This is a genomic window from Rhodococcus sp. APC 3903 (assembly GCF_030407755.1).
Taxonomy (GTDB): Bacteria; Actinomycetota; Actinomycetes; order Mycobacteriales; family Mycobacteriaceae; genus Rhodococcus_F; species Rhodococcus_F erythropolis.
Map to the genome: position 1 here is coordinate 1 of NZ_JASDCV010000038.1, position 23322 is coordinate 23322.

Genomic DNA, 23322 nt, shown 5'->3' on the forward strand with positions numbered 1-23322 from the left:
AAACAGGGGTGGTCTGCCCACAGCAGACAGGCGGGGCCCCGGCATCGCTGCGCCGGTAGGAATGGATTCATGACTACTGAAGCGCCCACCGATACCGGCTACCGTGACCTGTTGACAGACAGGCTCTTCCGACAGCGAACCATTCTGCTCACCGGCGAGGTCAACGACGCCATGGCCGAACGTGTGTGTTCGGAACTGGTGCTCCTCGCCACCACGGACCCCAAGCGCGACATCGTGCTGTACATCAATTCACCCGGCGGATCGGTGTTTGCCGGCCTGGCCATCTACGACACGATGAAGCTCATCCCCAACGACGTCGTGACGGTCGCGATGGGCTTCGCGGCCAGCATGGGCCAGGTGCTTCTCTGCTCCGGCACCCACGGCAAGCGAATCAGCCTGGCGCACAGCCGCATCATGATGCACCAACCTTCGGCAGGTATCGGTGGCACTGCGGTGGACATTGCGATCCAGGCCGAGAGCCTCGAGCTGATGAAGCGTCAATCGCAGGAAATCCTCGCCGCCGAAACGGGCCGAACCGTCGAAGAGATCGAGACCGACAGCGATCGGGATCGCTGGTTCACCGCCGAGCAGGCGCGCGAGTACGGAATCGTCGACCGCGTCGTGACGTCCTTCGCCGAGATCGCACCGCAAGCCACCTTCCCCAAGATCGGATTGTGACGTCATGTCCCAGTACACGATTCCCAGTGTCATCGAGCGAACACCAACGGGTGAGCGATCTTTCGACATCTTCAGCAGGCTGCTCAACGAACGCATCGTCTTTCTCGGCACAGAGATCGACGACGGCGTCGCCAACGTCGTGATGGCTCAGATGCTGCATCTGCAAGCCGACAACCCGGATCGCGAAATCGGTTTGTACATCAACTCTCCCGGCGGTTCCACCACGGCGATGCTCGCGATCTACGACACCATGCAGTTCTTGAAACCGACGATTTCCACGTACTGCATGGGTCAAGCGGCTTCGGCTGCTGCAGTGCTTCTCGCCGCAGGCACTCCGGGCCATCGGCATGTTCTTGCCCATTCGCGGGTGCTGCTGCACCAACCGTCGACGCAAGGTAGCGGCACCATCTCGGACCTCGCGCTTCAAGCAGCCGAGATCCTGAGAATCCGGGAGCAGACCGAGGCGATTCTGAGTAAGCACACCGGTCAGAGCGTCGAGCGGCTCCGCAAGGACACCGATCGCGACAGGATCTTCACTGCCGACGACGCTATCTCCTACGGACTGGCTGACACCCTCATCGAAGGGAACTGATCAGGCTGCCATCAGGACGGGACCGGAGATCGGTGCGGGAGAATGTCCGAAGGTGAGGGAGTTGAGCGCAACGATCCTGTTGCCCGCTCGGAACAGCAGGTGCTCGAGCGGCATCCCGAGCGCTTCGCAGATGGCGCGCAGAATTTCCGACGACGGTTCCTTCTTGCCCCGTTCGATCTCGGAGAGGTACTGCTTCGACATCCCGACCTTTGCGGCTACGTCGTCGAGAGTTCGGTCCTGATCACGTCGGACCTCCCTCAGCACTCGTCCGTAGGCTTCACGAATCAGCGGGGGTTTGCGCACGGCGACAGCCGGATCGGGGAGTTCCGACTCACCCTTGACCAAGACCAGTCTGCGCGGCGCATCCATAGGCCGAGTATTCCAGCCGACCGGTTCGCACACCACCCGGTTCACCGAGGGCTGACATCTAGTCCGTTCGAACACCACCAGCAAGAAACATCGCTCGAAGAACGAAGGTCGCCTCGGGTCCGATGATCTCACCGACCAGGCTCGTATAGCGGTCGACGAACTCGGGCCCGTGGGAGGCCTCGTCGGAAGTGGGGTCGCCGAGGTGGTGCGCAAGTTCGTGCAAGACAACGAATTCGCGTAGCGCCCACCGGCCGTCACGGTCGTCCGGGACGGCGATGACGTCGTTCGAGTAGTGAGCGGCGGCATTGCCGGCGCGGGAGCGTACGGACACCGGAATGGTTGCGCGAGGCCAGGTCGCGAGTACCCAGTTCAGTCCGAGTAGCTGATCGCAGTACGCCTGGACCGACTCCACGGAACCGAATTTGCGCTCGACCGGCAACGTGATGGTGGAACCCATGACCTCGACGCTCCGAAGTCCGCGCTCGTCGGCGCGATCGAACATGGTGCGCACCAACGTCTCTGCCTCGTAAACGGCGTTCCGCTGCGTATCCCTCACGAGTCGAGCTGCCCGCGCACCCCGCCGATCTCCGGAAGGTTTCCCAGACGTGCGGAGCGCGCCGCCCGATCACCCGCTCGTCGAGCATGCGAGGAATGCCCGGCACTCGCGCGGCCACCGCCCCGCCACGTCCCGCGCGCTTTGGAGTTGGACGAGTAGTAGTCCTTGAGCTCGATTTCCTTGTTGCGCAGCACGAGTGCGGTTTCCGAAGACGACGTGGCAGATTCTGCGATCGCTGCCTTCTCCGTCTCCTGCTTCGTCTCGGCCAACCGAGCGCCGATGCGGGACGCGTACGCCATCTGGAAGTTCAGGCGCGCCGTCACTCCGGCCACCGGCTTGCGGACCTGCGTGTTGACGCGTCGTCGTCCACGAGTTTCGACGACGGTCCGCACGGATGTTTCGCCGCGGTACGCCCCGGAGCGCACGTACGCGTCGGAGTCACGGACCATCTGGAAGAGCAGGCTCGAGTACAGCGCTTCGCACACGTCGATGTCACCGGCGAAGCCGTAGGCGTAGATGACGGCCGACGTCTGCGCGATGTCGCACTGTACGTCGTTGGCAGCGGCGATCGCGATGAACAATTGGGCGTACGTTCGCAGCCCGCGCTTGCCCGGTTCGCCGATGGTGATGAGCCGCTGAGTGGGTGTCGCACGTTTTTCCGAGGACGCGGTGTGCGCCCGCGCGACCGCCAGGTCGATCGCGGAACCGGTGGCCAACCGCTGAGCGGCCGCCATGAAGGCTTCACCTTCGTGTGGATTGTCGGTGGACTCCGCTTGGCGAAGCAGCGCACCGATGCGGGTCAGCATCTTCTCCGAACTCACCGTGAAAGACTACGCTCGCGCGCCGACACGGACGTCTATGCTGCTAGCGCACACGCTCACCCTCAACTTGGATCGTCCGGCACGTTCCTGCCGGTAGAAGGGATCAACCCCGTCATGGCTTCAGTGACTTTCGAGAGCACCACCTGCCTGTTCCCCGGATCGAACACCCCGGCAGTGGACAAGCTCGACCTCGAGATCGAGGACGGCGAGTTCCTCGTCCTCGTCGGACCCTCCGGCTGCGGAAAGTCGACCACCCTGCGCATGCTCGCCGGGCTCGAAGACGTCCACAGCGGGCGCATCCTCATCGGCGACCGCGACGTCACCGGTCAGGAACCGAAAGAGCGCGACATCGCGATGGTCTTCCAGAACTACGCGCTGTACCCGCACATGTCGGTGGCCGAGAACATGGGTTTTGCGCTCAAGCTCTCCGGAACCAACAAGACGGAGATCCGCGCCCGCGTCGAAGAGGTCGCGAAGATGCTCGATCTCGAGCCGTACCTCGACCGCAAGCCCAAGGCGCTGTCCGGTGGTCAGCGTCAGCGAGTTGCGATGGGCCGCGCCATCGTCCGCCAGCCGCAGGTCTTCCTCATGGACGAGCCCCTCTCGAACCTCGACGCGAAACTCCGTGTGCAGACGCGTACGCAGATCGCTCAGCTGCAACGACGCCTCGCGACGACGATGGTCTACGTGACCCACGACCAGGTCGAGGCCATGACGATGGGTGACCGCGTCGCCGTCCTCGAAAAGGGAATCCTGCAGCAGTGCGCCTCGCCGCGCGAGCTCTACAACAAGCCGAAGAACGTCTTCGTCGCCGGCTTCATGGGTTCACCCGCGATGAACCTGTTCACCCTCCCCGTCGTCGACGGCGGCGTCGCATTCGGTGACGGGATCGTTCCGGTTCCGCGCGAGACGATGAACGGTGTCGTCGAAACCGAGGTTGTTCTGGGTATTCGCCCCGAGCACCTCGAGATCGCCGCCGAAGGCCTGCCGATGGAGGTCGACGTCGTCGAGGAACTCGGTTCCGACGCCTACGTCTACGGACGCACCACGATCGGCGGACGGTTGCAGCAGATCGTTTCGCGTGGTGACTGGCGCAACCCGCCGCAGAAGGGCGAGCGAGTCAACCTGCGCGTCGACCCTGAGAAGGTGCACATTTTTGCCACCACCGACGGGCGTCGCCTGGGTTAGGCGGACCTGTCAAACGACACATGACCGATTCAGGTTCGGCGTAATACCCACAAGTAGGGGTGTCTCGTGCCACAGTAGGGGCCGATGCCGGGAGCCGGCACCCATGGCGCATGCCGTGAGCCGGCTCTCGGTGACCGTCTATTTGTCATACACATACGGGGAGCGAATCCATGGTTCTGAACTCGAAGGCGATGCGCCGCGCTGCAATTGCAGCCACGGCAGCGTCCATGCTGGTACTGGCAGGCTGCTCGTCCGATTCGGACAAGGACAGCGGAACCAGCACCACGGCCGCATCCGGGGGATCGTCCTCGAGCGAAGGCCGCGGACCCATCACGATCGTCGAGGGGCAGGATGCCCTGAACGAGGCGCTCGAAAACATCATCACCGACTGGAATGCGGAGCATCCGGACGAGAAGGTCACGCTCAAGCCGCTGGCCAAGGAAGCCAACGCGCAGGTCGACGACATCACCCAGCGCATGCAGGCCAAGAGCGACGAGTACGACCTCATCGGCGTCGACGTCGTCAACACGGCTCAGTTCGCCGCAAACGGCTGGCTGCTGCCGCTCGAGGGTGACCTCGCGATCGACGAGTCCGGCCTCCTGCCGTCGACCGTCGCTTCGGGCACCTACAACGGCAAGCTCTACGCAGCGCCGAAGAACACCAACGCCGCGTTCCTGTACTACCGCAAGGACCTCGTCGAGAAGGCTCCCACCACGTGGGCCGAGCTCAAGGAAAACTGCCCGAAGGCTGTCGAAGCCGGCATCTCCTGCTACATCGGTCAGTTCAAGAACTACGAGGGCCTGACGGTCAACACCACCGAGATCACCAACGCTTTCGACGGCCCGTGGGTCGGCCCGGACGGACTCACCCCGGCCATCGACGACAAGACGAAGGCAGGCGTTCAGTCGATCGTCGACAACTTCGCCGACAACACCATTCCGCAGGAAGCACTGACCTACTCCGAAGGCGAGTCGCAGACCGCGTTCGGTGACGGCAAGGCACTCTTCATGCGCACGTGGTCCGGCTTCTCGGTCGACGGTGAGAAGACCTCGGTTGCCGGCAAGTACGGCTACACCGTTCTTCCGGGTGTCGACGGACCGGGCGCTTCGACCGTCGGCGGCTACAACGTCGGCATCAGCGCGTACTCCGACGCGCCGGCAACGGCTCGTGACTTCCTCGAGTTCATGCAGACCAAGAAGTCGCAGACGTACTTCACCGAGGTCGGCGGCGCACCCGTCCTCTCGGCTGTCTACGACGACCCGGCAGTGCTCGCCCAGTTCCCGTACTTCGCGACCCTGAAGGAAGCACTCGCTACCGCTCAGCCGCGCCCCGTCACGCCGTACTACACGCAGGTGTCGAAGTCGATCTCCGATAACACCTACGCTGCTATTCGCGGCGAGAAGACCGTCGAGCAGGCTTTGGCGGACACCAAGGCCGGCATCGAAACCGCCGGTAACTGATCTACCAGGAGCAATAAGCAATGGCAGAACCGCAGGATCCTTCCGCGGCTGTGCCTACCAACCCCACGGTCGGGGCCGGTTCAACCGGTCCCGACCGTTCGGGCGTTGGTGGGAGACACCGTGCACCGGAACCGCTAGAAGAGCCGTCGGCATCCGAGGCAGCAGGGACATCCCTGACCAAGGTTCTGCCTGACCTTGCAGCTACTCCACCCCCACCGACCTCGCCCCCGCCTGCGTCGGCCGACAAGCCGAAGAAGCGTCGACGAGTTCCGGTGTGGGCGTTCGTCGCACCGTCGCTGATCGTTCTCGCCGTCATCATTCTGTATCCGCTCGGACGAGCGATCTGGATGTCGATGCACAGCGACGGCAAGAAGCTCGACCCCGAGACCGGCATGTTCGTCACCGGTCAGTTTACGTGGTTCGAGAACTACAAAAACTGGATCACCCAGTCCTGCAACACCGCCAACGGCTCGATTCCCTGCCCGCCCGGCACGCTCGGATCGCAGTTCTGGCAGTCGATCGGAAATACGTTCGGCTTCACCGTCGTCACCGTTCTGCTCGAGACGGTGATCGGTCTGTCGATGGCGCTGATCATGGCCAAGACGTTCCGCGGCCGCGGTTTGCTCCGCGCCTCCGTGCTGATTCCCTGGGCCATCCCCACCGCCGTCACCGCGAAGCTCTGGTTCTTCATCTTCGCCAACGACGGCATTGCCAACAAGATCCTCGGCACCAACATCCTGTGGACGGCGGATCCCTGGCCGGCACGATTCGCGATCGTCGTCGCCGACGTCTGGAAGACCGCGCCGTTCATGGCGTTGCTGATTCTCGCGGGTCTGCAGATGATTCCCGCCGACGTCTACGAGGCCGCCAAGGTCGACGGCGCGACGGCCTGGCAGCGATTCCGCATGATCACGCTTCCGCTGGTCAAGCCCGCACTCATGGTGGCGGTGCTCTTCCGCACGATGGACGCGCTGCGCATGTACGACCTGCCCGCGATCATGATGGGATCCAATCCCGCCACCTCCACCATCTCGGTTCTGGTGGTCGATCAGATGCGCGTCGGCGCCAATTCGGCGTCGGCCCTGTCCACCATCACGTTCCTCATCATCTTCGCTGTGGCCTTCATCCTTGTCCGATTCCTCGGAGCCAATGCGGTCAGCACGCAGGAAAAGCAGCGGAAGGGGGAGCCGGTATGAACAAGGCACTACGCGGCAAGATCGGCACCTACATCGGCGTCGTACTGATCATCGTGTGGGGACTCGCTCCCTGCTACTGGATGATCGTGACGGCGTTGCGCGACCCGGCGGACACGTTCTCGACGTCGCTGTGGCCCACCAATCTCACGCTGTCCAACTTCACCGCGGCGCTCGATCCCGACGCGAAGGTGAACTTCACCCGGGCACTGATGAACAGCCTCATCATCGCGGGCGCGACCACGCTGATCGCCTTGGTCATCGGTGTGTTCACCGCCTACGCGCTCTCGCGATTCGATTTTCGTGGCAAATACTTCGTCACCGGAATCATCCTCGGCGCGTCCATGTTTCCGGTCGTCGCCCTCGTGACCCCGCTGTTCCAGTTGTTCACCGACATCGGCTGGATCGGCAGCTACAAAGCGCTGATCATCCCGAACATCTCGTTCGTGCTGCCGCTGACGGTCTACACGCTGACGTCGTTCTTCTCCGAACTTCCGTGGGAGCTCGAAGAAGCGGCGCGTATCGACGGCGCCACCCGTGGCCAGGCGTTCCGTCTGATCATGCTGCCGCTCGCCGCGCCGGCACTGTTCACCACCGCGATTTTGGCTTTCATCGCAACGGTCAACGAGTACCTGCTCTCGCTGCAACTCTCTAGTGACAAAACCGCGCCCGTCACGGTGGCGATGGCCAAATTCTCCGGAACCGACCCATTCGTCACGCCGTACACCTCGATCATGGCCGGCGGAACCCTTGTGATGATCCCGCTGGTCATCATGGTTCTCATCTTCCAGCGACGCATCATCGCCGGTCTGACCGCAGGCGGCGTCAAGTCGTGATGCGCGCCTGCGCGCGGTTTCGATGAGGCGGGCTTCGCGCGCCCAGCGCATGGAGCTGATCGCCGGCTTCATCTCGGTCTTCGCCCTCATGGCGTTGATCGGCGCTGTGGTCGCGATCGTCAAGGGCGACCCCGGCGTGATGCCGTCTTTGGTGCTGCTCGGTTGCGTCGTCGCTCTCGGGCTGGCGTTCCGCGGATATCGGAACGCGGTCCGAGCAGAACGTCGCGAGTAGCCAGCCCGGTAGGGTGACATTTCGGTATCGCAGTTGCCGGGAGTTATCTGATCGAGATATCACCCTGGTGGAATGGTGCCGGTAAGTCCGGATCCACGACCGGGAGTGTTGAGTGAGTCCATCGAACAGATCGAGTGCGACGGGTGGCGATCAGTCGTCGGCTCGATCGGGCAAGTCGGCTAATTCCCCACGGTCGAGCAAGTCGGCCAAGCCGGAGAAGAAGCAGCGCTCCAAGTGGCGGTACGTCCGGCGGACCATCTACGTTCTCGTGCTCCTGATGATCATCGTGCCTGCGTCGGTTTTTGCTGTCGCGTACAGCCGGACCGATGTCCCGCGCCCCTCGGACATGCAGACCAATCAGGTGTCCACCATCTACATGGCCGACGGCACGACCGTGCTCGGCAAGGTGGTGCCGGCGGAGGGAAACCGCACCGAGGTCGCGTTGTCGGCCATCCCGATTCACGTCCGCGATTCGGTGCTCTCGGCGGAGGATCGCAACTTCTACACCAACCCCGGCTTCTCGATCTCCGGATTTGCTCGCGCTGCCCGAGACAACGTGATGGGCAAGGAAAGCGCCGGCGGTGGCTCGACGATCACTCAGCAATACGTGAAGAACGTCTTGGTCGGTGACAAGCGCAGTATCGACAGGAAGCTGCGTGAACTTGTCATCTCCGCCAAGATGGCGCGCGAATGGTCCAAGGACGACATTCTTGCCGCGTATCTCAACACCATCTACTTCGGTCGCGGTGCCTACGGTATCGCCGCCGCGTCGAACGCGTACTTCGACAAGCCGGTCAGTGAGCTGAGCGTCGAGGAAGGCGCAGTTCTCGCTTCCGTCATCCAGAGCCCGTCGTTCCTGGACCCCGAGACCAATCTGTCCGCGCTGCAAGCGCGCTGGGACTACGTTCTCAACGGCATGGTGGAACTGGGCAGCCTGACCAAGACGGATCGCGATGCGATGCAGTTCCCGGCTGTCGCCCCCGCCAATCGGCCGACCGATCTGAACCAGGCGCCCGGACCCGAAGGCCACATCAAGACTCAGGTACTCAAGGAACTGGCCGAGGCCGGTATCAGCGACCAGACGCTGAACACCGCTGGTCTGCAAATCACGACAACCATCGACCCGGTTGCGCAGGAAGCTGCGCTGGGCGCCGTCAAGCGGAATCTCGAGGGCGAGCCCGAAGACCTGCGGACCGCAGTAGTGTCCATCGACCCCAAGACCGGTGGCGTCGACGCCTATTACGGCGGTGACGACGGAGCGGGATTCGACTACGCCCAGGCGCCGCTGCAAACCGGTTCAGCGTTCAAGGTCTTCGGCCTGGTCGCAGCATTGATGGAAGACATTCCGCTGTCCGCACGGTTCGACAGTTCACCGCTCACGATCAACGGTGTGACCATCGGAAACGTCGGCGGCGAATCCTGTGGTCGATGCACCATCGCCGAGGCACTCAAGCGTTCGCTGAACACCAGCTTCTACCGGTTGATGCTCTCGATGGAGAACGGTGCCCAGAAGATCGCCGACGCCGCCCATCTGGCCGGCATCCCCGAACAGATTCCCGGACTCGACTACCCGACGCTCACACAGGAGGGTGGCCCGCCGGAGAACGGAATCGTGCTCGGCCAGTATCAGTCTCGTGTTATCGACATGGCATCCGCGTATGCGACGCTCGCCAACTCCGGTGTGTACCAGCAGCCGCACTTCATCCAGAAGGTCGTGACGGCCGAAGGTGAAGTCCTGCTCGATCGCCCGGTCTCTCCCGGTGAGCGTCGTCTCGATGCTGCCGTTGCCGACAACATCACGCAGGCAATGCTGCCGATCGCGTCGTACTCGAACGGTCACGCGCTCGCCGGTGGACGCCCGTCTGCTGCCAAGACCGGCACCGCGCAGTTGGGTGACACGGGGCAGAACAAGGATGCGTGGATGGTCGGTTACACGCCGTCGCTTTCCACCGCGGTGTGGATCGGAACTTCCGACGCGCAGGCCATCACCAACTCCTACGGTGGTTTGATCTACGGCTCCGGAGTGCCTGCGGACATTTGGAAGAGCACGATGGACGGCGCCCTGAAGGGATCCGACTGGGAGAGCTTCCCGTGGCCCGACCCCATCGGCGGGCAGGCCGGCGTTCCCGCCAACTCCGGTGTGACCTCGGGTGACGGGACGGGCACGCCCACGACGGGCGCGGCCGCTCCCCCCGCACCCATCGAGGTGCCCGGCCTGCCGCCGATCGAAGTGCCGCAGCTTCCCCAGTTGCCGCGTCAGATCGAGATCTTGCCTGGCATCGTCATCCCGCTACCGGGCTGACACAGCGCTCGATTTCCGGCTCTCAGGCCTGATCGTCGAAGAGGCCGAGCTGGGTCGGCGCTGCATCCTTGGCGGGAAGCACGACGACGCGCAGTCCGCGCCTGAGGTTGCGGATCGCGTGCGTCCACGCGCGCTTTTCGCCCGCGCACAGGTCGGTGTCGTCGTCCTTGCGCCGGATGGACTCGGTCAACGCCTCGTGCCAGGCCGTCTCCTGCTCCTGGCTGATCCTCAGGTAGTCGAGAATGGTGTCGCGGTCGTGCTCACAGATCACGGCAACCTCTTCGGCGCTGAGCTCGCCCGTTCCGTCGGCGTCGAGTTCGAGGAGCGCCATGAGTGCCGGAGGAAATTCGTGGCACTCGTGTGATTCGTATTCGGCACCGGGATCTTCGTGCTCGGAGGCCATCCCGTCGTTGAAGGCGGTGTCTCCGGTAGCGCGAATGGGTTGCCCGCCCAGTTCTTCGGCGAGTTCGTCCGATGCTTCGGCCAATTCGGCGAACGAGCGCAGAGCCCGGAGGAGGTGCTCGGCGACGAAGGGTGCGCCGTCCACCCGCACAACGCCCAGCACACTCTGCTCGACGAGAATGAGTTTGATGGTCGGCCACTGCCGATTGAGCTGGGCGAGAACAACAGCAGCGTTATCGACGTTCTCCACCGAATGCACGACCCGCGAGAACACCTCCACGTACTCGTCCTCCTCGAGGACACGCACATAGGTGACCTGCTCACCGCGGACCAGCGGGATGTCGCCGTCGTCGTCACGCTTGGGTGGATGGCCGAGAAGGCGTTCGACGGCCCCGTCGACCAGGATCCGCAGCATGTCACCCGAACCCGAGGGAGCGTGCGACGGCGTCGTGGCGAACGCCGGCGTCGACTCGCGTCCACTGGTGCTGGCACGCAGGAATGACGGGTGCGCAATGCTCCACATCTCGCGGAAGACACGCAACACCTTTGTCACCAGTTCCTCGGGACGAGTGCGGTCGACGTCGATGTAGAAGGACATGGACCCGTTGCCCTCGGGCTCGTGCTCGCACAGATCGGGAGCGCTGAACCCCATGTCGAGCAGCGCTGAATGGTCTTCCGGTTCGAGCATCCGCAGTGGATGCAGAAACCTGTTGGAAGGGACTTCACAGCGCACGGAGGTCTGATTCCACGCGAAGAACTGGATGCACGCGGGTGCGTCTGCCAGTTCGTCCATGCTGTCGTAATGCGACTCCACCACGAGAGTGTCGTCGTCCTCCATCACGGAGATGTAGCGAGCGAGATGAGTCTCGAAAGTAGTCCAGGCACTCAGGATTTCCAGATCGAAAGTATTGTCCGACATCGTCGCTCCTCTGGTCCGGGGGGCGCATGGGGCCCTACCGACGACTCGCCGAAACCCCTGCTTTTCAAACCCCGCCTACGACGGTAGTCCCGGGGTCCGACAGTGACAGTGTTCGTAGGATCCGAAGTGACCGTGTTTCCAGTCAGGGGATTATCTTCCGAGCCTGCAGATTGGCGAAGATGTCGAGGAACATCGCTTCGGTGTCGACGTGGCGGTGAAATCCGAACCGCCGAGCTTTCGATCCGTCAGCGAAAAAGTCGTAGTCCCATCCGAATACGAAGTCACCGAACCCCCAGGACGAGACATCGGAATACTGGGTCCGAGCAAGTTGGTGTTCCTCGACGAGTTCATCCCACACCGACTCCTTGTCCGCCATTGCGACATCGAGGGACATCGGGAGCGGAGGTGCGACGTCCATGTCGAAGAAGGCTGCGATCTTCGGCCACATTTCCTGCCAGCGAAACAGGTCGCCGTTGTTGATGTTGAAGGCCTGATTTGCGCACTCGGTATTGGTCGCGGCCCAGACCGTTGCCTCGGCCAGGAGTCCGGCGTCGGTCATCTCGATCAAGCTGGTGTACGCGCCGGGTTTGCCGGGGAATCGGAGTGGGACACCCAGTTTCTTCGAGATGGTCGCGTAGACGGCGATGACCATCGCGAGGTTCATCGGGTTGCCCAACGCGAATCCGGAGACAACCGAGGGTCTGATCGCCGACCACGTCCACGACTTGCCGAGCTGCCTGCGTTCGAGGAACTGCTGTTGGTCGACGTTGAACTCGGGTGGCATGTGCGGTGGATCGCTCTCGCGGGCCGGAGTTTTGAACGGTCCGAGATGTGCCCCGTAAACCTTGTAGCCCTGCATCAGGCTGACGTGCTCGAGTCCGCCGGCAACGGGTTCGATGGCGTCGAGAGTGTTGACCAGCATCGCCAAGTTGGGCGGAACCAGCTCGGCCCATGTCGGGCGGTCTTGATAGGCGGCGTAGAAGACGTGGGTGACGTCGTGCAGTCCGCTCAGTGCCTCTGCAGTCCGGGAAGGATCGAGCAGGTCGACTGCGATGTGTTCGACCCGGTCGGTGTTCGTGCCGCCTCGGCGCGAGAGTCCGATGATCTTCCATTCGCCGGTTGATTCGAGGTGATCGATCAAGTTCCCACCGATCACACCTCGGGCTCCGACCACGAGTGCGACTTTATTGTGATGCACCATTTCAGCCTCCCATTGGAATATCGCGATGTTGCGATATGGGGAGTGAACCACATATATCGGCATTTCGCGATCTAGCGGTATGATCTCGAGCATGGAAGACGCAACAACCGAGTGGGAAACGGCCTTCAAGGCGCTGGCCAACCCGATGCGTGTACAAATCCTGCAGTGGTTGAAAGACCCCGGGAGCTTTCCCCCTCAGCTCGAGCCTGCCGAGGAGGTCGGAGTGTGCCTCAAGCACATTCAAGCGAGGGCGAAGGTGTCGCAATCGACTGCGTCTCAGTACATGGCCGCACTCCAGGCCGCGGATCTGGTCACCACCACACGAATCGGCCAGTGGAGGCATTACAAACGAAACGAGCAACAGATCGAGAAGCTTGCTGCATTCATCAGGCAGGGCTTGTAGGTACCAGCACCTGACCGATCCCTCCGGAACCGCGGACGTTGTGGCAAAACCTCACATCGCCGGAGCCGTCGGTATGTGCATTGTGGTCGTTTCTCGGGTTGCTCGCTGTCCTTACGCTCGGCAGAGGAGTCCGGCGAGGAGAGGCGTGCGATGAGTCGTGAGAGCTGGGTGGGCCGTGATGCCCGATCCATCGCCGAAGCCGTGCGGTCGGGTCAGGCGTCGGCGCGGACCGTCGTCGAAGAACATCTCGCACGGATCGACGAACGCAACGGCGAACTCAACGCACTGGTCACCGTGTGCGCCGAGGACGCGCGTGCGGCCGCAGACAGCCTGGACGAACGTCGCCTTCTCGGCGAGACACTCGGCCCACTTGCCGGGGTTCCGTTCACGGTCAAGGACCTGATCGCCACAGCCGGCGTGCGTACCACCGCCGGTTCTCGCACTCTGGCGGACAACGTCCCGGCCGTCGACGCCCCGGCCGTTGCGGCGTTCAAGGCTGCCGGCGCAATTCTGATCGGCAAGACCAACACCCCGGAATTCGGCGCGTGCGGCCTGACGCGCAACGAACTGTTCGGAACCACGGCCAGCCCGGTGCGACCGGACGGCGTCGTCCGGTCCCCCGGCGGATCGAGTGGCGGCGAGTCCGCGTCGGTTGCTGCCGGAATGAGCGTGCTCGGACTCGGTACGGATTTTGGTGGCTCGGTGCGTTGGCCCGCCCACTGCACCGGCCTCATTTCGGTTCGCCCGACGCTCGGCCGTATCGACCCGGAAGGGCAATACCCCGGCGTGCTTTCGGATGGACGGGTACTCGCCAATCCGGCGACGATGCACGGCACGATCCAGACCATCGGCCCACTGGCCCGCAACCTCGGTGATGCGACGCTTGCGCTGCGCGTCCTGTCGAAGCCGCATCTCGCGTGGACCGAGCCGGAGTCGGTCGACGTCGAACACCTCGACATCCGCTGGGCACCCGGCGAGGGAACCATGCCTGTCGACGAAGAAATCCTGGCGGCGGTTCGCTCGGCGGCGAACAGTCTGGACGCGAGCGAGTACGACGGTCTGGCTCTGCCGCGGGCCAACGCGCTTTTCGGCGCGTTGCGATCGGTCGAGACCCACGCGGACATCCACTCTCTCGCCGCAGGTTCAGCGCACTCTTTCGACGCGGACATCACCGCCATGCTTGCGGCAGGCCATGATCGGAGTTCCGCCGAGGTGGAAGCGCTGTGGGCGGATCGCGCGGTGTTGATCACCGACTTCCTCGGCGAGGTGGGCGACGTCCTGATTTTGCCGGTTGCGTCGGTACTCGCTCCGCCGCTCGGTGTGGAGAGCTTCGAGGTGGGCGGTCGCAAACTCACGTGGATGGACGCGCTCGCGAGTTGCCGGGCGATCAGTGTGCTCGGCCTTCCGTCGGTCGTGGTTCCGGTAGGACTCTCCCGCAACGGTTTACCGGTCGGAGTGCAAGTGGTGGCGCGGCCGTTCCACGAGCACGTTGCGCTGTCCGTGGCGGCGCGAATCACGTCGAACGCGCAAGCTCTAGTCTGACTTCCATCTTTCGGTTTCGGCTGCGAAACGTGTTGCGTACGAGTCGGCCAGGTCGTGAAGCGTGGTGACGCAGTCGCCGTAGTACGTCGGTGCATGCATGGTAGCCAGAATCCGCGGCTCGAGGTCGGCCAGGGCGCGGATCGTGGGTTCGAGATCCGGGGTGAGGCAGGTGGCGTGGCCCAAGTCCTCGGCTTCCAAAGCGGGACCGACGATTTCGTGCTCGGTAGTCGCGGGGTGGTGCCCGAACGCTGTGAAGAGGTCTCCGCAGAACAGCGTGGACGTCGTCTCCTCGAACATCAGGCCCGCGTCCCAACCGTGCGGGACGTGCGGGGTGTCGATGTGCCGGACTCGGCGCCTGCCGGTTTCGAGTACGTCGCCGTCCTGCAAGGGAAGTGGCGCCCGATCGGCCAGATCGTTGACCTGAACGAAGCACCCCATCGCGCCGTGCGCCACTTGTGCTTCGGGGGCCGCCGCAAGCCAGGAGTTCATGGACCCGCACTCGTCGGCCTCGACGTGACCGAACGTGATCCATTTCAGACGGTCGATGTCGATCAGCGTGGAGAGTGCGTCGGAAGCCGAGGTGAACAACGCTCGCTGCCCGGTGTGGAAGAGCAAGGGTTCCTCGCCGTCGACGAGAAACTGGTTCATCGTGAGGTTCGCTTCGTCCACGAAGGTCGACAGTCGGTAGATGTCCGGCGCGATTTCGGTGATCGTGGTGGTCATCGCTGTGCTCCGATCAGGGCTGTTGTGCACGTCAATCTGTCTTCTCCAGCCTTCTCGCCGCCCCGCGCCTGCACAAGGCTCTGGAATAGTGGAGGACGTGTTCGTACTACTGCTGACAGGCCCGCCGGGCGCGGGGAAGAGTTCCGTGCTGACCGCGCTTCACGATCGACTCGGCGAGGCCGGGGTGAGCAACGCGATGATCGAGGTGGACGAACTCGAGCGGTGCTACCCGCCGCTGGGAACCGAGCGGGCAATCGCACACGTCGGGATGTTGTGCGCGTCGTACCGGGAAGCGGGGTACGAACTCCTGTTCCTCACGGCGACCGTCGAAGACGACGACTACGGGCATGCCTTGCTGGCCGCGACCGGCGCCGAGGGGCACCTGCTGGCGCGCCTCGAGGCCGATCCGGATACGTTGCGCACCAGAATCGTCGAACGTGAACCGACCGGCTGGGCCGGGCTCGACGGTCTGGTGGAAGCGTCACAACTGCTGGCCGGTTCGATGCCGACGCTCAGTGGGGTCGACGTGGTTCTGAGCACAGAAGGCCGCGATCCCGAAAGTGTTGCCGATGATCTGGAAGCGGCTCTGCGAGAACGCAGTCCAGCGCTCTTAGCTGTCGGTGTTCAGAGCGGTGACCACTGAAGCGAACATCGTCGACTTGATTGCCCCCAGCGTGCCCGCATTCTTCGGGCCGATCGGTGCAACCATTTCGATGGCCTTGGCGGTCAAAGCGTCGACGGAAGCGGTGAAGTCCACCAAACCGGCTGCGAATGCGTCACTTCCGCCGTATCGCCGCCCCGTGGTCATGGCGACGATTGCCGACGCCGGGCTGAGTTTGGCTTGGATGAGAGCCGCCATTCCTTCGGTGAACGGGATGTTGATGTCCACCTCCGGGAAGCAGTAGTAGCCGCGATCATCGCGCATGACGCGGTAATCGTGCGCGATGCCGAGCATGGCGCCGGCTCCGAAGGCGTGGCCGTTGATCGCCGCGACGGTGGGCATGGGGAACGTCAGCATCCGAGCGAACAGCGACTGGACTTGCTGCACATACCACTTCGCCTTGTCGCCGTTCGCGCCCAGCCAGTCGAGGTCGAGTCCGTTGGAGTAGAACTTGCCCGTTGCCGTGGTGACCAGGGCGTGTGCGCCTTCGCTCAGAGCCTGGTCGAGTAGCTGGTCGACGGAACCGAGCCAATCCGGCGAGAATCGATTCTCGTCCTCGCCGAGATCGAGAACGGCGATCTTGTCTTCGAAGCGCAGAGTTGCGGTCATGATTGACCTTTCCTGTTGCGGGGCTTGGGCAGTGGTGGGTCGAGATGCAGAACCGCTCGAACGGCGGCATCCAACCGCGCGCGTGCTGCGGCGTCGGGGACTCGCCAACCGTCGGCGCGTTTGGCGGGATGAATGAGCAGCCCGGTAGGCAGGCCGACAACACAGGCTTCGATTGCTTCGACGGCTCGGCCGTCCTTGCGGCCCCAGAGCGCGGTCGACAACCGGATGAACAAGTCGACCAGAGACCGGTCGAGTTGTGTGAGTTTCTCGGCGATGTCGGCAGGGACGTCGGTGCCGAGCAGTTCGTCGCGCTGAATCGTCAGCAGCAGCAACGCGGATTGTGGGTAGTCGAGCGCGAAGACGGCCGGAACTTCGGCGGCTGCGACGACGGCGGAAACCGCGGAGGTCGGCGCGGGGTCCGCGAGAGCGTCGTCCACTCTCGATTGCTGAAGCGCGAGAAATCGTTGCGCGGCACGCAGCCACGCGCTACCGACCAGTCCACTGCGAGAGCCGAATGCGTGATAGATCGCCCCGTTGGATACACCGGTGGCGTCGGAGACCGCCCTGACCGTGACAGCGCTCGGCCCGGCAGTGGCGGCAAGTTTTTCGGCAGCGTCGAGCAGCGTGTCGAGATCGTGGACGCGTGGCCGAGGCATGAACGCACAGTAACAGAGCGTCTGCTCTGTTACTAGTGTGCGGTCAGATCACCGAATTTGCGCGAAGATCCTCGATCTCCTCCGGGCGCAGGCCGAAGTCGGTGAGTACGCCGTCGGCGTCACCGCCGAGAGTCATGGGTGGCGCATTCCTGACGGGAAGGGTCTTGCCGTCCACCCAGAACGGTCCGCGGACAACGGGAATCGATGTTCCGTCGGCGCTCTGGGTCTGCTCGACCATCTGCAATGCCTCGACCTGCGGGTCGGAGAACACCTGATCGATCGAATGAATCGGGCCGCAGGGGATTCCGGCACCGCGGATCTCGGCGATCCACTGTGCCGCGCCCTTCGTGGTCAGTAGGTCCTCGAGTTCTTTGGTCAGTTGGTCTCGGTGCGCCAAACGTTCTTTACCCGTGGCATATTCGGCACGGAAGGCGAGATCCGGGTCGCCGATAACCGAGCACAGCGCGATCCAGTGCTTGTCCGAGCCGGTGGCAATGTTGATCGGGAAGTCGGCAGTGTCGAAAGCGCCGTACGGCGTGATCGTCGGGTGCGTATTGCCGTTCGGCGTCGACACCCGCCCGGTGCTCAGGTAGTCCTGCGCCTGGAAGGTCATGATCGAGATCGCGGATTCCAGCAACGAGGTCTGCACGCGGTGCCCACGACCGTCGCGTCCGCGCGAAGCCAACGCCGCCGTGATACCCAGCGCCGCGTAGATGCCCGAGACCGTGTCGATGATGGGGATACCGACCCGCATCGGGGTCTGTTCCCCGGCGCCGGTGACCGACATCAACCCGGACATGCCCTGGGCCACCTGATCGAGTCCGGGCGCGAACTGGTCCGGGCCCACCGGGCCGAAACCACTGATGCTCATCACGACGAGACCCGGATTCTCCTGCTCGAGCGAATCGGGATCGAGCCCCATGTCGGCCAGCACTCCCGGACGGAAGTTCTCGACCAGCACATCCGCGTCGAGGGCCAGGCTGCGAAGCAGTTTCCGCCCGCGGTCACTGCGCATGTCGATGGCGATCGACCTCTTGCCGCGGTTCACGGAAGCGAAGTAGAGGCTTCGATCGCCGTCGAACGGCGGCCACTGACGCGAACTGTCGCCGGAGCCACGGGTTTCGACCTTGACCACGTCGGCGCCGAAGTCCGAGAGCAGCGACGTGCACAGAGGGCCCGCGAGAGCGCGGGTGAGGTCGAGAACTTTGATACCGCTGAGCAATTGGTCCATGGGAGAAACCTCGGTTCTGTGGTGTGCAACGTCGCCCACTCGATCCGTCGCACCATCTGCGTGAATTACCGCTGCAGTGATCGTCGGAGAGGGGAAGAATGAAGGTCAGGCCTGCTTTCGGCTGGGCTCGGTGACAACACTGGTCGAGAGCGCACGGTGATGCGACGGCGACATTGCACAACTGCAGGGCCCGGATTTAGGCGCATTGTGTGACAGGCAGGATTGCGGTGGGCCGATACCGTGAACTCTCTACGGACGGCGATGCAAGCGGGAGGCGAGGCGATGCGCGACATTTCCACTCAGCTGGCGCAGTGGCACGCCCGCGGCGAGGATTTTGCACTGGCGACGGTTGTCCGTACCTGGCGATCCTCACCGCGCATGCCCGGTGCTTCGATGGCCGTCTCACGCTCCGGCGAGGTCGTCGGCAGCGTCTCGGGCGGGTGTATCGAGAGTGCACTGTACGAGATCGCCCAGGAGGTTCTCGCCGACGGCACCAGCCGTGTCGAGGTCTTCAGCGTCTCCGACGACGACGCCATCGGAGTAGGGCTGACCTGCGGCGGAACCATCGAAGTGTTTGTCCAGGCCGTCGGAGCCGATTTCGTCGAGTTCGGTCAGGTCTGTGAACGAATCGAGGCCGATACGCCCGTCGTCGTGGTCACCGAAGTGCGTCCGGGAGCGCCGGCGCGGCACCTCGTCGTCGAGCACGGCCGACGCAGCGGGGATCTGGATGCCACGGAGGACGAGGTCTCCATCCTGTTGCGCACTATGGACACCGGTGAGTCCGTAGCCTTTGTCGCGCCGGCGGGAACTCTCATCGATTCGCAGCACGACTTGCTGGTCGAGATCTTCGCGCCGCTACCGAGGATGTACGTCTTCGGAGCCATCGACTTCGCCGCCTCGATGTGTACGTTGGGCGCCTTTGCGGGCTACCGAGTGACCGTCGTGGACGCACGGCCGGTCTTCGCGACACGGGCGCGCTTCCCCGACGCCCACGATCTGGTCGTGATGTGGCCACACAAGTTCCTCGAAACCGCACCGATCGACAACAAAACCGTCCTGGCCGTGCTCACTCACGACGAGAAGTTCGACATCCCCTTGCTCGAGATCGCGCTGCGTTCGCCGGCTGCGTACGTCGGCGCGATGGGAAGTCGTGCGACGCATGAGCGTCGGGTGGCGCTGTTGAAGGAGCGAGGCGTTACCGACGCCGAGTTGGGGCGTCTGCACTCACCGATCGGGTTGGATCTCGGCGCCAGGACGCCGGAGGAGACTGCAGTGTCGATCCTCGCCGAGATGACCAAGACCCTGCGCAATGCCTCAGGTTTGGAACTGCGGGATCTGCAGGGGCCGATCCACCCGCCACCTCAGGAGAATCCGACCGCCCTGCATCGAACGGCCTGAGTCGACTGCGCTGAATTCGGACATCTTGTGTTCGGTGGGGATAGGATCGTTTCTTTCGTGAACCATCTTCCGTGATCCGAATGAAATCGAGGTGCCTGCCAAGTGGCAAACCCGGCCGTACCGGCATCCGAGGTGAATGCTGTTCTCTCCGAACTTCTTCGAACCCCGCTCCTTCCTGGTGTTCGAAAGGTCGCCGGCGGCTCCGAAGACCCGACGGTAGCCCGGGTGGGATTCATGGCGGTTCCGGACATCGGACCGTGGCTGCGACACGGACAGTTGCTGATCACCACGCCGGAAACCCTCGCCCGGGTCACCGAAACCTTCAAAGCATTTGTCGGACGGTTGTCGACGCGCGGAGTTGCAGCGCTCGCCGTCCAATTCGGCGCAGACGGGGACACTCTCGCGCCGGAACTGGTCGACGCGGCCGAAAACGCAGGCTTCCCGCTCCTGGTTTTTCACGGTGCGTGCGATCACCCTGCGGCGAGAGACCGTGAGCAGACGGAGTCGGCCCAGATTGACGCCATGTTCGGGGCCGAGCGCTTGCGACGGCTGCTGGTCGACGTCGTGATGGGCGGCGGTGGCCTCCCACAATTGACCGAGGTCATCGCACGGGAGATGAAGGGCGCCGCCCTGATCACCACCTCGGACGGACGCGAGATCTGCCGCGCCGGGGATGCGGCGGAGCGCAAGCATCTGTCTGCCTGTCCCGCCGTCGATTCCACCGGTCGTCTGCGGACCGACACCGTCGAGGGCGGGTTGGGTCTGCACGAGTTCGACGGTCAATTCATCGCGGTGTCCGCGATTTCCGCCAATCACATCGACCACGGGCGTCTCGCGTTGTTCACCGGTGAGCGCGTGATGACGAGTTACGACCAGTACCTGGTCGAGCGAGCGGCGTCGGTGTGCGCGTTGGTCATCACCCGTGAGCAGGCCGTGGCGTCGGTGGAAGAACGCCATCGCGCCAACTTCGTTCACGACCTGCTCCTCGGCCGGGCCGGGGACCACGATCACGTTGTCTCCCACGCCAAGACGTTCGGTTGGGACTTCGATCGCCCGCTGGTGATCGTCTCGATCGAGCCGGACCCGATCGACGAACCGGCCTCGGCGGCGCCCGCTCGGCTGCCCGTCGTCGATCGCCAGGCGATGGCGTTCTCCGGGGCGATCGCCCACCGCGATCCCGGTGCGGCGGTGACCGCGCTGACGGGCGAGACGGTGATCGTCATGGGCGTCGGCACCGACACGATGGCATTGGTGCGGGACCTCGTCACGGTCGTTCGCGGTGAAGGTGGCGGCGGGAGAAGGCCGTTCAGTGTCGGGGTGTCCCGGCCGACAGCGGCGATCGACGCCGTCCCCGCGCTCTACAGTCAGGCGCGCACCGCACTGACCGTCGGACGCCGGATCTCCGGTCCGTGGACGGTGACTCAGTTCGACGATCTCGGTGTGTACAGACTGCTCAGTCTGGTCGAGGACGAAAACGAGCTGGAGACGTTCGCGCGGGAGACACTGCGGGAACTGACGGAGGAAACTGCCGAAGCGCAGGACATGCGCAAGACATTGGAAGTCTTGCTCGCGACCAACATCAACATCGCCGAGACAGCGCGCAAGCTCCACTTCCATTACAACACACTGCGTTACAGGGTCGTTAAGCTGGAGAAAATGCTTGGACCCTTCACGGCGCAACCCGAGCTACGGCTGGATCTGTCTCTAGCACTGAAGATAACCGCGATGCGCGGCATCAATCACTAATATTGCCAATCCGGGTCCGTGGGTTCTGGCAGATTGTCATCACGTCGATACCCCTGCGCTGTAATAGCGTTTCACTCCAGTCACGGTGTTTTGTGAGCTGGAGCACACTCAGCGTTCGGACACCTTCCTCTGCACGAAAGGTCCCATCATGCCGATTTGGACGTTGCACGGAGATGGAAAGAACATCAGACCGGGTGAAGTGGTCGCTCCCGGCGAGCGGCTCAGCTGGGGAAGAACCATCGGGCTGGGCAGCCAGCACGTGGTGTCGATGTTCGGCGCGACGTTCGTCTTCCCGATCATCATGGGGCTCAATCCTCAACTTGCCGTGATGATGTCGGGCTTTTGTACGCTCTTCTTCCTGCTGGTGGTCAAGGGACGCATTCCCAGCTACCTCGGTACGTCGGCGGCCTTTGTCGGTGGTATCGCCGCCATTCGTGCCCAAGGCGGAACATCCGCAGAGGTGACCGGCGCGATCCTGGTGTCCGGACTGGTCCTGGCAGCCATCGGTATCGCGATCCACTTCCTCGGTGGCCGGGTCGTATTCAAGGTTCTTCCCCCGGTGGTGACCGGCGCAGTGGTGATGCTGATCGGATTCAACCTGGCACCCGTCGTCGCGGGGCTGTACTGGCCGCAGGACCAGTGGGTGGCTCTGATCGTCATGGTGGCCCTGATCGTCATGAGTATCGCGCTACGTGGCTTCATGGCGCGCATCGCCATCTTCCTCGCGCTGATCTTCGGCTACGTCCTCTCCTGGATCCTCGACCGGGTCTCGGGCACGATCACCTCGTACGACGCAGGCACCGGTCAGATCACCGAGCACTTCCGCGTCAACTGGGATTCGGTGCAGTCGGCGTCGTGGTTCGGGTTGCCGCCGTTCTCGGACGAGGCCAACGGAATCGTCGGTATCCACGCTCCGTCGTTCAGCCTGACGTTCATCGTTCTGGTCCTTCCCGGTGTCATCGCGTTGATCGCAGAGAATGCCGGTCACGTCAAGGCAGTCGCAGAGATGACCGGCGACGATCTCGATCCGTACATGGGACGCGCGCTCGCCGGTGACGGTTTCGCCACCGCTATCGCCAGCAGCGTCGGCGGTTCGCCCACCACGACGTACGCCGAGAACATCGGTGTCATGGCAGCGACCCGTGTGTACTCCACCGCCGCTTACGCAGTTGCCGGCATCGTCGCGATGATGCTCGGCTTCTCCCCCAAGTTCGGTGCCGTCATCTCGGCGACACCCGGCGGTGTTCTCGGCGGAATCACCGTGGTGCTCTACGGCATGATCGGTCTGCTCGGCGCCAAGATCTGGAAGGAGAACGGTGTCGACTTCGGCAATCCGCTCAACCTCATGCCGATCGCGGCCGGCCTCATCATCGGTATCGGCGACACGGCTCTGAAGTTCAGTGACACGTTCTCGCTCAGCGGCATCGCGCTCGGCACCATCGTCGTGATCGGGATGTACCACCTGTGCCAGTTCATCGGTTCGAAGAACCCGGAGCTGAATGCGAAGAATCCGGAACCGAACAAGCCGGATTCGAAGGCTCCCGGCGGCGAACGGGAAGAACCCGCCCCGCAGCTCACGTGACGCTTGGCTGAGTGTGCTCGAT

At 63.4% G+C, this 23322-nt stretch carries 23 protein-coding genes; 14 read left to right on the plus strand and 9 right to left on the minus strand.

All coding sequences use genetic code 11. The annotated features are described in order from the left end of the window. Positions 1-69: 69 nt before the first annotated feature. Positions 70-678: an ATP-dependent Clp protease proteolytic subunit gene (locus QMA15_RS30270; RefSeq protein ID WP_020909763.1), complete on the plus strand. Its 609-nt coding sequence runs from the start codon at positions 70-72 to the stop codon at positions 676-678. A gap of 4 nt (positions 679-682) precedes the next feature. Continuing rightward, the gene (locus tag QMA15_RS30275) at positions 683-1270 is read left to right on the plus strand and encodes an ATP-dependent Clp protease proteolytic subunit (RefSeq protein WP_003945993.1); all 588 of its coding nucleotides are present in this window, start codon (positions 683-685) and stop codon (positions 1268-1270) included. Here the strand turns inward: QMA15_RS30275 and QMA15_RS30280 are convergent, their stop codons facing one another. Genes QMA15_RS30280 through QMA15_RS30290 form a run of 3 tightly spaced genes read right to left on the minus strand, consistent with a single transcriptional unit; the run spans position 1271 to position 3016 of the window. Next, positions 1271-1639: a helix-turn-helix transcriptional regulator gene (locus QMA15_RS30280; protein ID WP_003946041.1), complete on the minus strand. Its 369-nt coding sequence runs from the start codon at positions 1637-1639 to the stop codon at positions 1271-1273. Positions 1640-1697: 58 nt separating this feature from the next. Further along, on the minus strand, positions 1698-2195 hold the full coding sequence (locus tag QMA15_RS30285; RefSeq protein ID WP_020971418.1) for a TIGR04338 family metallohydrolase: 498 nt from the start codon (positions 2193-2195) through the stop codon (positions 1698-1700). After that, positions 2192-3016 (minus strand): DUF2786 domain-containing protein, encoded by an 825-nt coding sequence (locus QMA15_RS30290; protein ID WP_024487897.1) that lies wholly within the window; start codon positions 3014-3016, stop codon positions 2192-2194. Before QMA15_RS30290 ends, QMA15_RS30285 begins: the two co-directional genes overlap by 4 nt. Before the next feature lie 114 nt (positions 3017-3130). On the opposite strand from QMA15_RS30290, the gene ugpC reads away from it, so the two are divergent. From ugpC to QMA15_RS30320, 6 genes are all read left to right on the plus strand, one after another. Then, on the plus strand, positions 3131-4204 hold the full coding sequence (ugpC, locus tag QMA15_RS30295; RefSeq protein WP_019746115.1) for a sn-glycerol-3-phosphate ABC transporter ATP-binding protein UgpC: 1074 nt from the start codon (positions 3131-3133) through the stop codon (positions 4202-4204). A 170-nt stretch (positions 4205-4374) separates the two neighbouring features. Beyond that, entirely contained in the window at positions 4375-5664 is a 1290-nt protein-coding gene (locus tag QMA15_RS30300; RefSeq protein ID WP_003946022.1) for an ABC transporter substrate-binding protein, read from the plus strand. A gap of 20 nt (positions 5665-5684) precedes the next feature. Continuing rightward, the gene (locus tag QMA15_RS30305; protein WP_020971415.1) at positions 5685-6860 is read left to right on the plus strand and encodes a sugar ABC transporter permease; all 1176 of its coding nucleotides are present in this window, start codon (positions 5685-5687) and stop codon (positions 6858-6860) included. Further along, positions 6857-7693: a carbohydrate ABC transporter permease gene (locus QMA15_RS30310; RefSeq protein ID WP_019746113.1), complete on the plus strand. Its 837-nt coding sequence runs from the start codon at positions 6857-6859 to the stop codon at positions 7691-7693. The genes QMA15_RS30305 and QMA15_RS30310 overlap by 4 nt, the downstream gene beginning before the upstream one ends. A 22-nt stretch (positions 7694-7715) precedes the next feature. Then, complete coding sequence (locus tag QMA15_RS30315) at positions 7716-7925, plus strand: hypothetical protein (protein ID WP_019746112.1); 210 nt, start codon at positions 7716-7718, stop codon at positions 7923-7925. A gap of 112 nt (positions 7926-8037) precedes the next feature. Continuing rightward, on the plus strand, positions 8038-10227 hold the full coding sequence (locus QMA15_RS30320; protein ID WP_019746111.1) for a transglycosylase domain-containing protein: 2190 nt from the start codon (positions 8038-8040) through the stop codon (positions 10225-10227). Positions 10228-10249: 22 nt separating this feature from the next. Here the strand turns inward: QMA15_RS30320 and QMA15_RS30325 are convergent, their stop codons facing one another. Both QMA15_RS30325 and QMA15_RS30330 read right to left on the minus strand, forming a co-directional pair. Continuing rightward, the gene (locus QMA15_RS30325; RefSeq protein WP_256065796.1) at positions 10250-11548 is read right to left on the minus strand and encodes a hypothetical protein; all 1299 of its coding nucleotides are present in this window, start codon (positions 11546-11548) and stop codon (positions 10250-10252) included. 142 nt (positions 11549-11690) lie between these two features. Further along, a complete protein-coding gene (locus tag QMA15_RS30330; RefSeq protein WP_290288301.1) occupies positions 11691-12749 on the minus strand; it encodes an SDR family oxidoreductase in 1059 nt (352 codons plus the stop codon). 91 nt (positions 12750-12840) lie between these two features. Here QMA15_RS30330 and QMA15_RS30335 point away from each other — a divergent pair, with 91 nt between their 5' ends. Together QMA15_RS30335 and QMA15_RS30340 are read left to right on the plus strand one after the other, a co-directional pair. Then, positions 12841-13152: a metalloregulator ArsR/SmtB family transcription factor gene (locus QMA15_RS30335; RefSeq protein WP_007735219.1), complete on the plus strand. Its 312-nt coding sequence runs from the start codon at positions 12841-12843 to the stop codon at positions 13150-13152. A 150-nt stretch (positions 13153-13302) separates the two neighbouring features. After that, positions 13303-14694: an amidase gene (locus QMA15_RS30340; protein ID WP_290288306.1), complete on the plus strand. Its 1392-nt coding sequence runs from the start codon at positions 13303-13305 to the stop codon at positions 14692-14694. Here the strand turns inward: QMA15_RS30340 and QMA15_RS30345 are convergent. Further along, positions 14686-15417 (minus strand): hypothetical protein, encoded by a 732-nt coding sequence (locus QMA15_RS30345; protein ID WP_020909757.1) that lies wholly within the window; start codon positions 15415-15417, stop codon positions 14686-14688. The two genes, QMA15_RS30340 and QMA15_RS30345, sit on opposite strands and share 9 nt — an antisense overlap. 97 nt (positions 15418-15514) lie before the next feature. Between QMA15_RS30345 and QMA15_RS30350 the strand changes: the two genes are divergently transcribed. Next, complete coding sequence (locus QMA15_RS30350) at positions 15515-16060, plus strand: hypothetical protein (protein ID WP_269586544.1); 546 nt, start codon at positions 15515-15517, stop codon at positions 16058-16060. Here the strand turns inward: QMA15_RS30350 and QMA15_RS30355 are convergent. The 3 genes from QMA15_RS30355 to QMA15_RS30365 are packed head-to-tail and all read right to left on the minus strand — an operon-like array spanning position 16028 to position 18574. Then, complete coding sequence (locus QMA15_RS30355; RefSeq protein ID WP_290288318.1) at positions 16028-16687, minus strand: enoyl-CoA hydratase-related protein; 660 nt, start codon at positions 16685-16687, stop codon at positions 16028-16030. The genes QMA15_RS30350 and QMA15_RS30355 overlap by 33 nt on opposite strands. Further along, positions 16684-17343 (minus strand): helix-turn-helix domain-containing protein, encoded by a 660-nt coding sequence (locus QMA15_RS30360; protein ID WP_021346115.1) that lies wholly within the window; start codon positions 17341-17343, stop codon positions 16684-16686. The genes QMA15_RS30355 and QMA15_RS30360 overlap by 4 nt, the downstream gene beginning before the upstream one ends. Positions 17344-17386: 43 nt before the next feature. Beyond that, positions 17387-18574 carry a CoA transferase gene (locus tag QMA15_RS30365; RefSeq protein ID WP_020971408.1) on the minus strand — a complete coding sequence of 396 codons (1188 nt, stop codon included), beginning with the start codon at positions 18572-18574 and terminating at the stop codon, positions 17387-17389. Between the two features lie 282 nt (positions 18575-18856). On the opposite strand from QMA15_RS30365, the gene QMA15_RS30370 reads away from it, so the two are divergent. The 3 genes from QMA15_RS30370 to QMA15_RS30380 all read left to right on the plus strand — a co-directional run bounded on the left by QMA15_RS30370 (position 18857) and on the right by QMA15_RS30380 (position 23300). Then, positions 18857-19972 (plus strand): XdhC family protein, encoded by a 1116-nt coding sequence (locus QMA15_RS30370; protein ID WP_007735213.1) that lies wholly within the window; start codon positions 18857-18859, stop codon positions 19970-19972. A 102-nt stretch (positions 19973-20074) separates the two neighbouring features. Next, positions 20075-21718: a PucR family transcriptional regulator gene (locus QMA15_RS30375; protein WP_151532028.1), complete on the plus strand. Its 1644-nt coding sequence runs from the start codon at positions 20075-20077 to the stop codon at positions 21716-21718. Positions 21719-21866: 148 nt separating this feature from the next. Next, positions 21867-23300, plus strand: coding sequence for a solute carrier family 23 protein (locus tag QMA15_RS30380; protein WP_290288327.1), 1434 nt, complete (start codon positions 21867-21869; stop codon positions 23298-23300). The last annotated feature ends 22 nt before the right edge of the window (positions 23301-23322 follow it).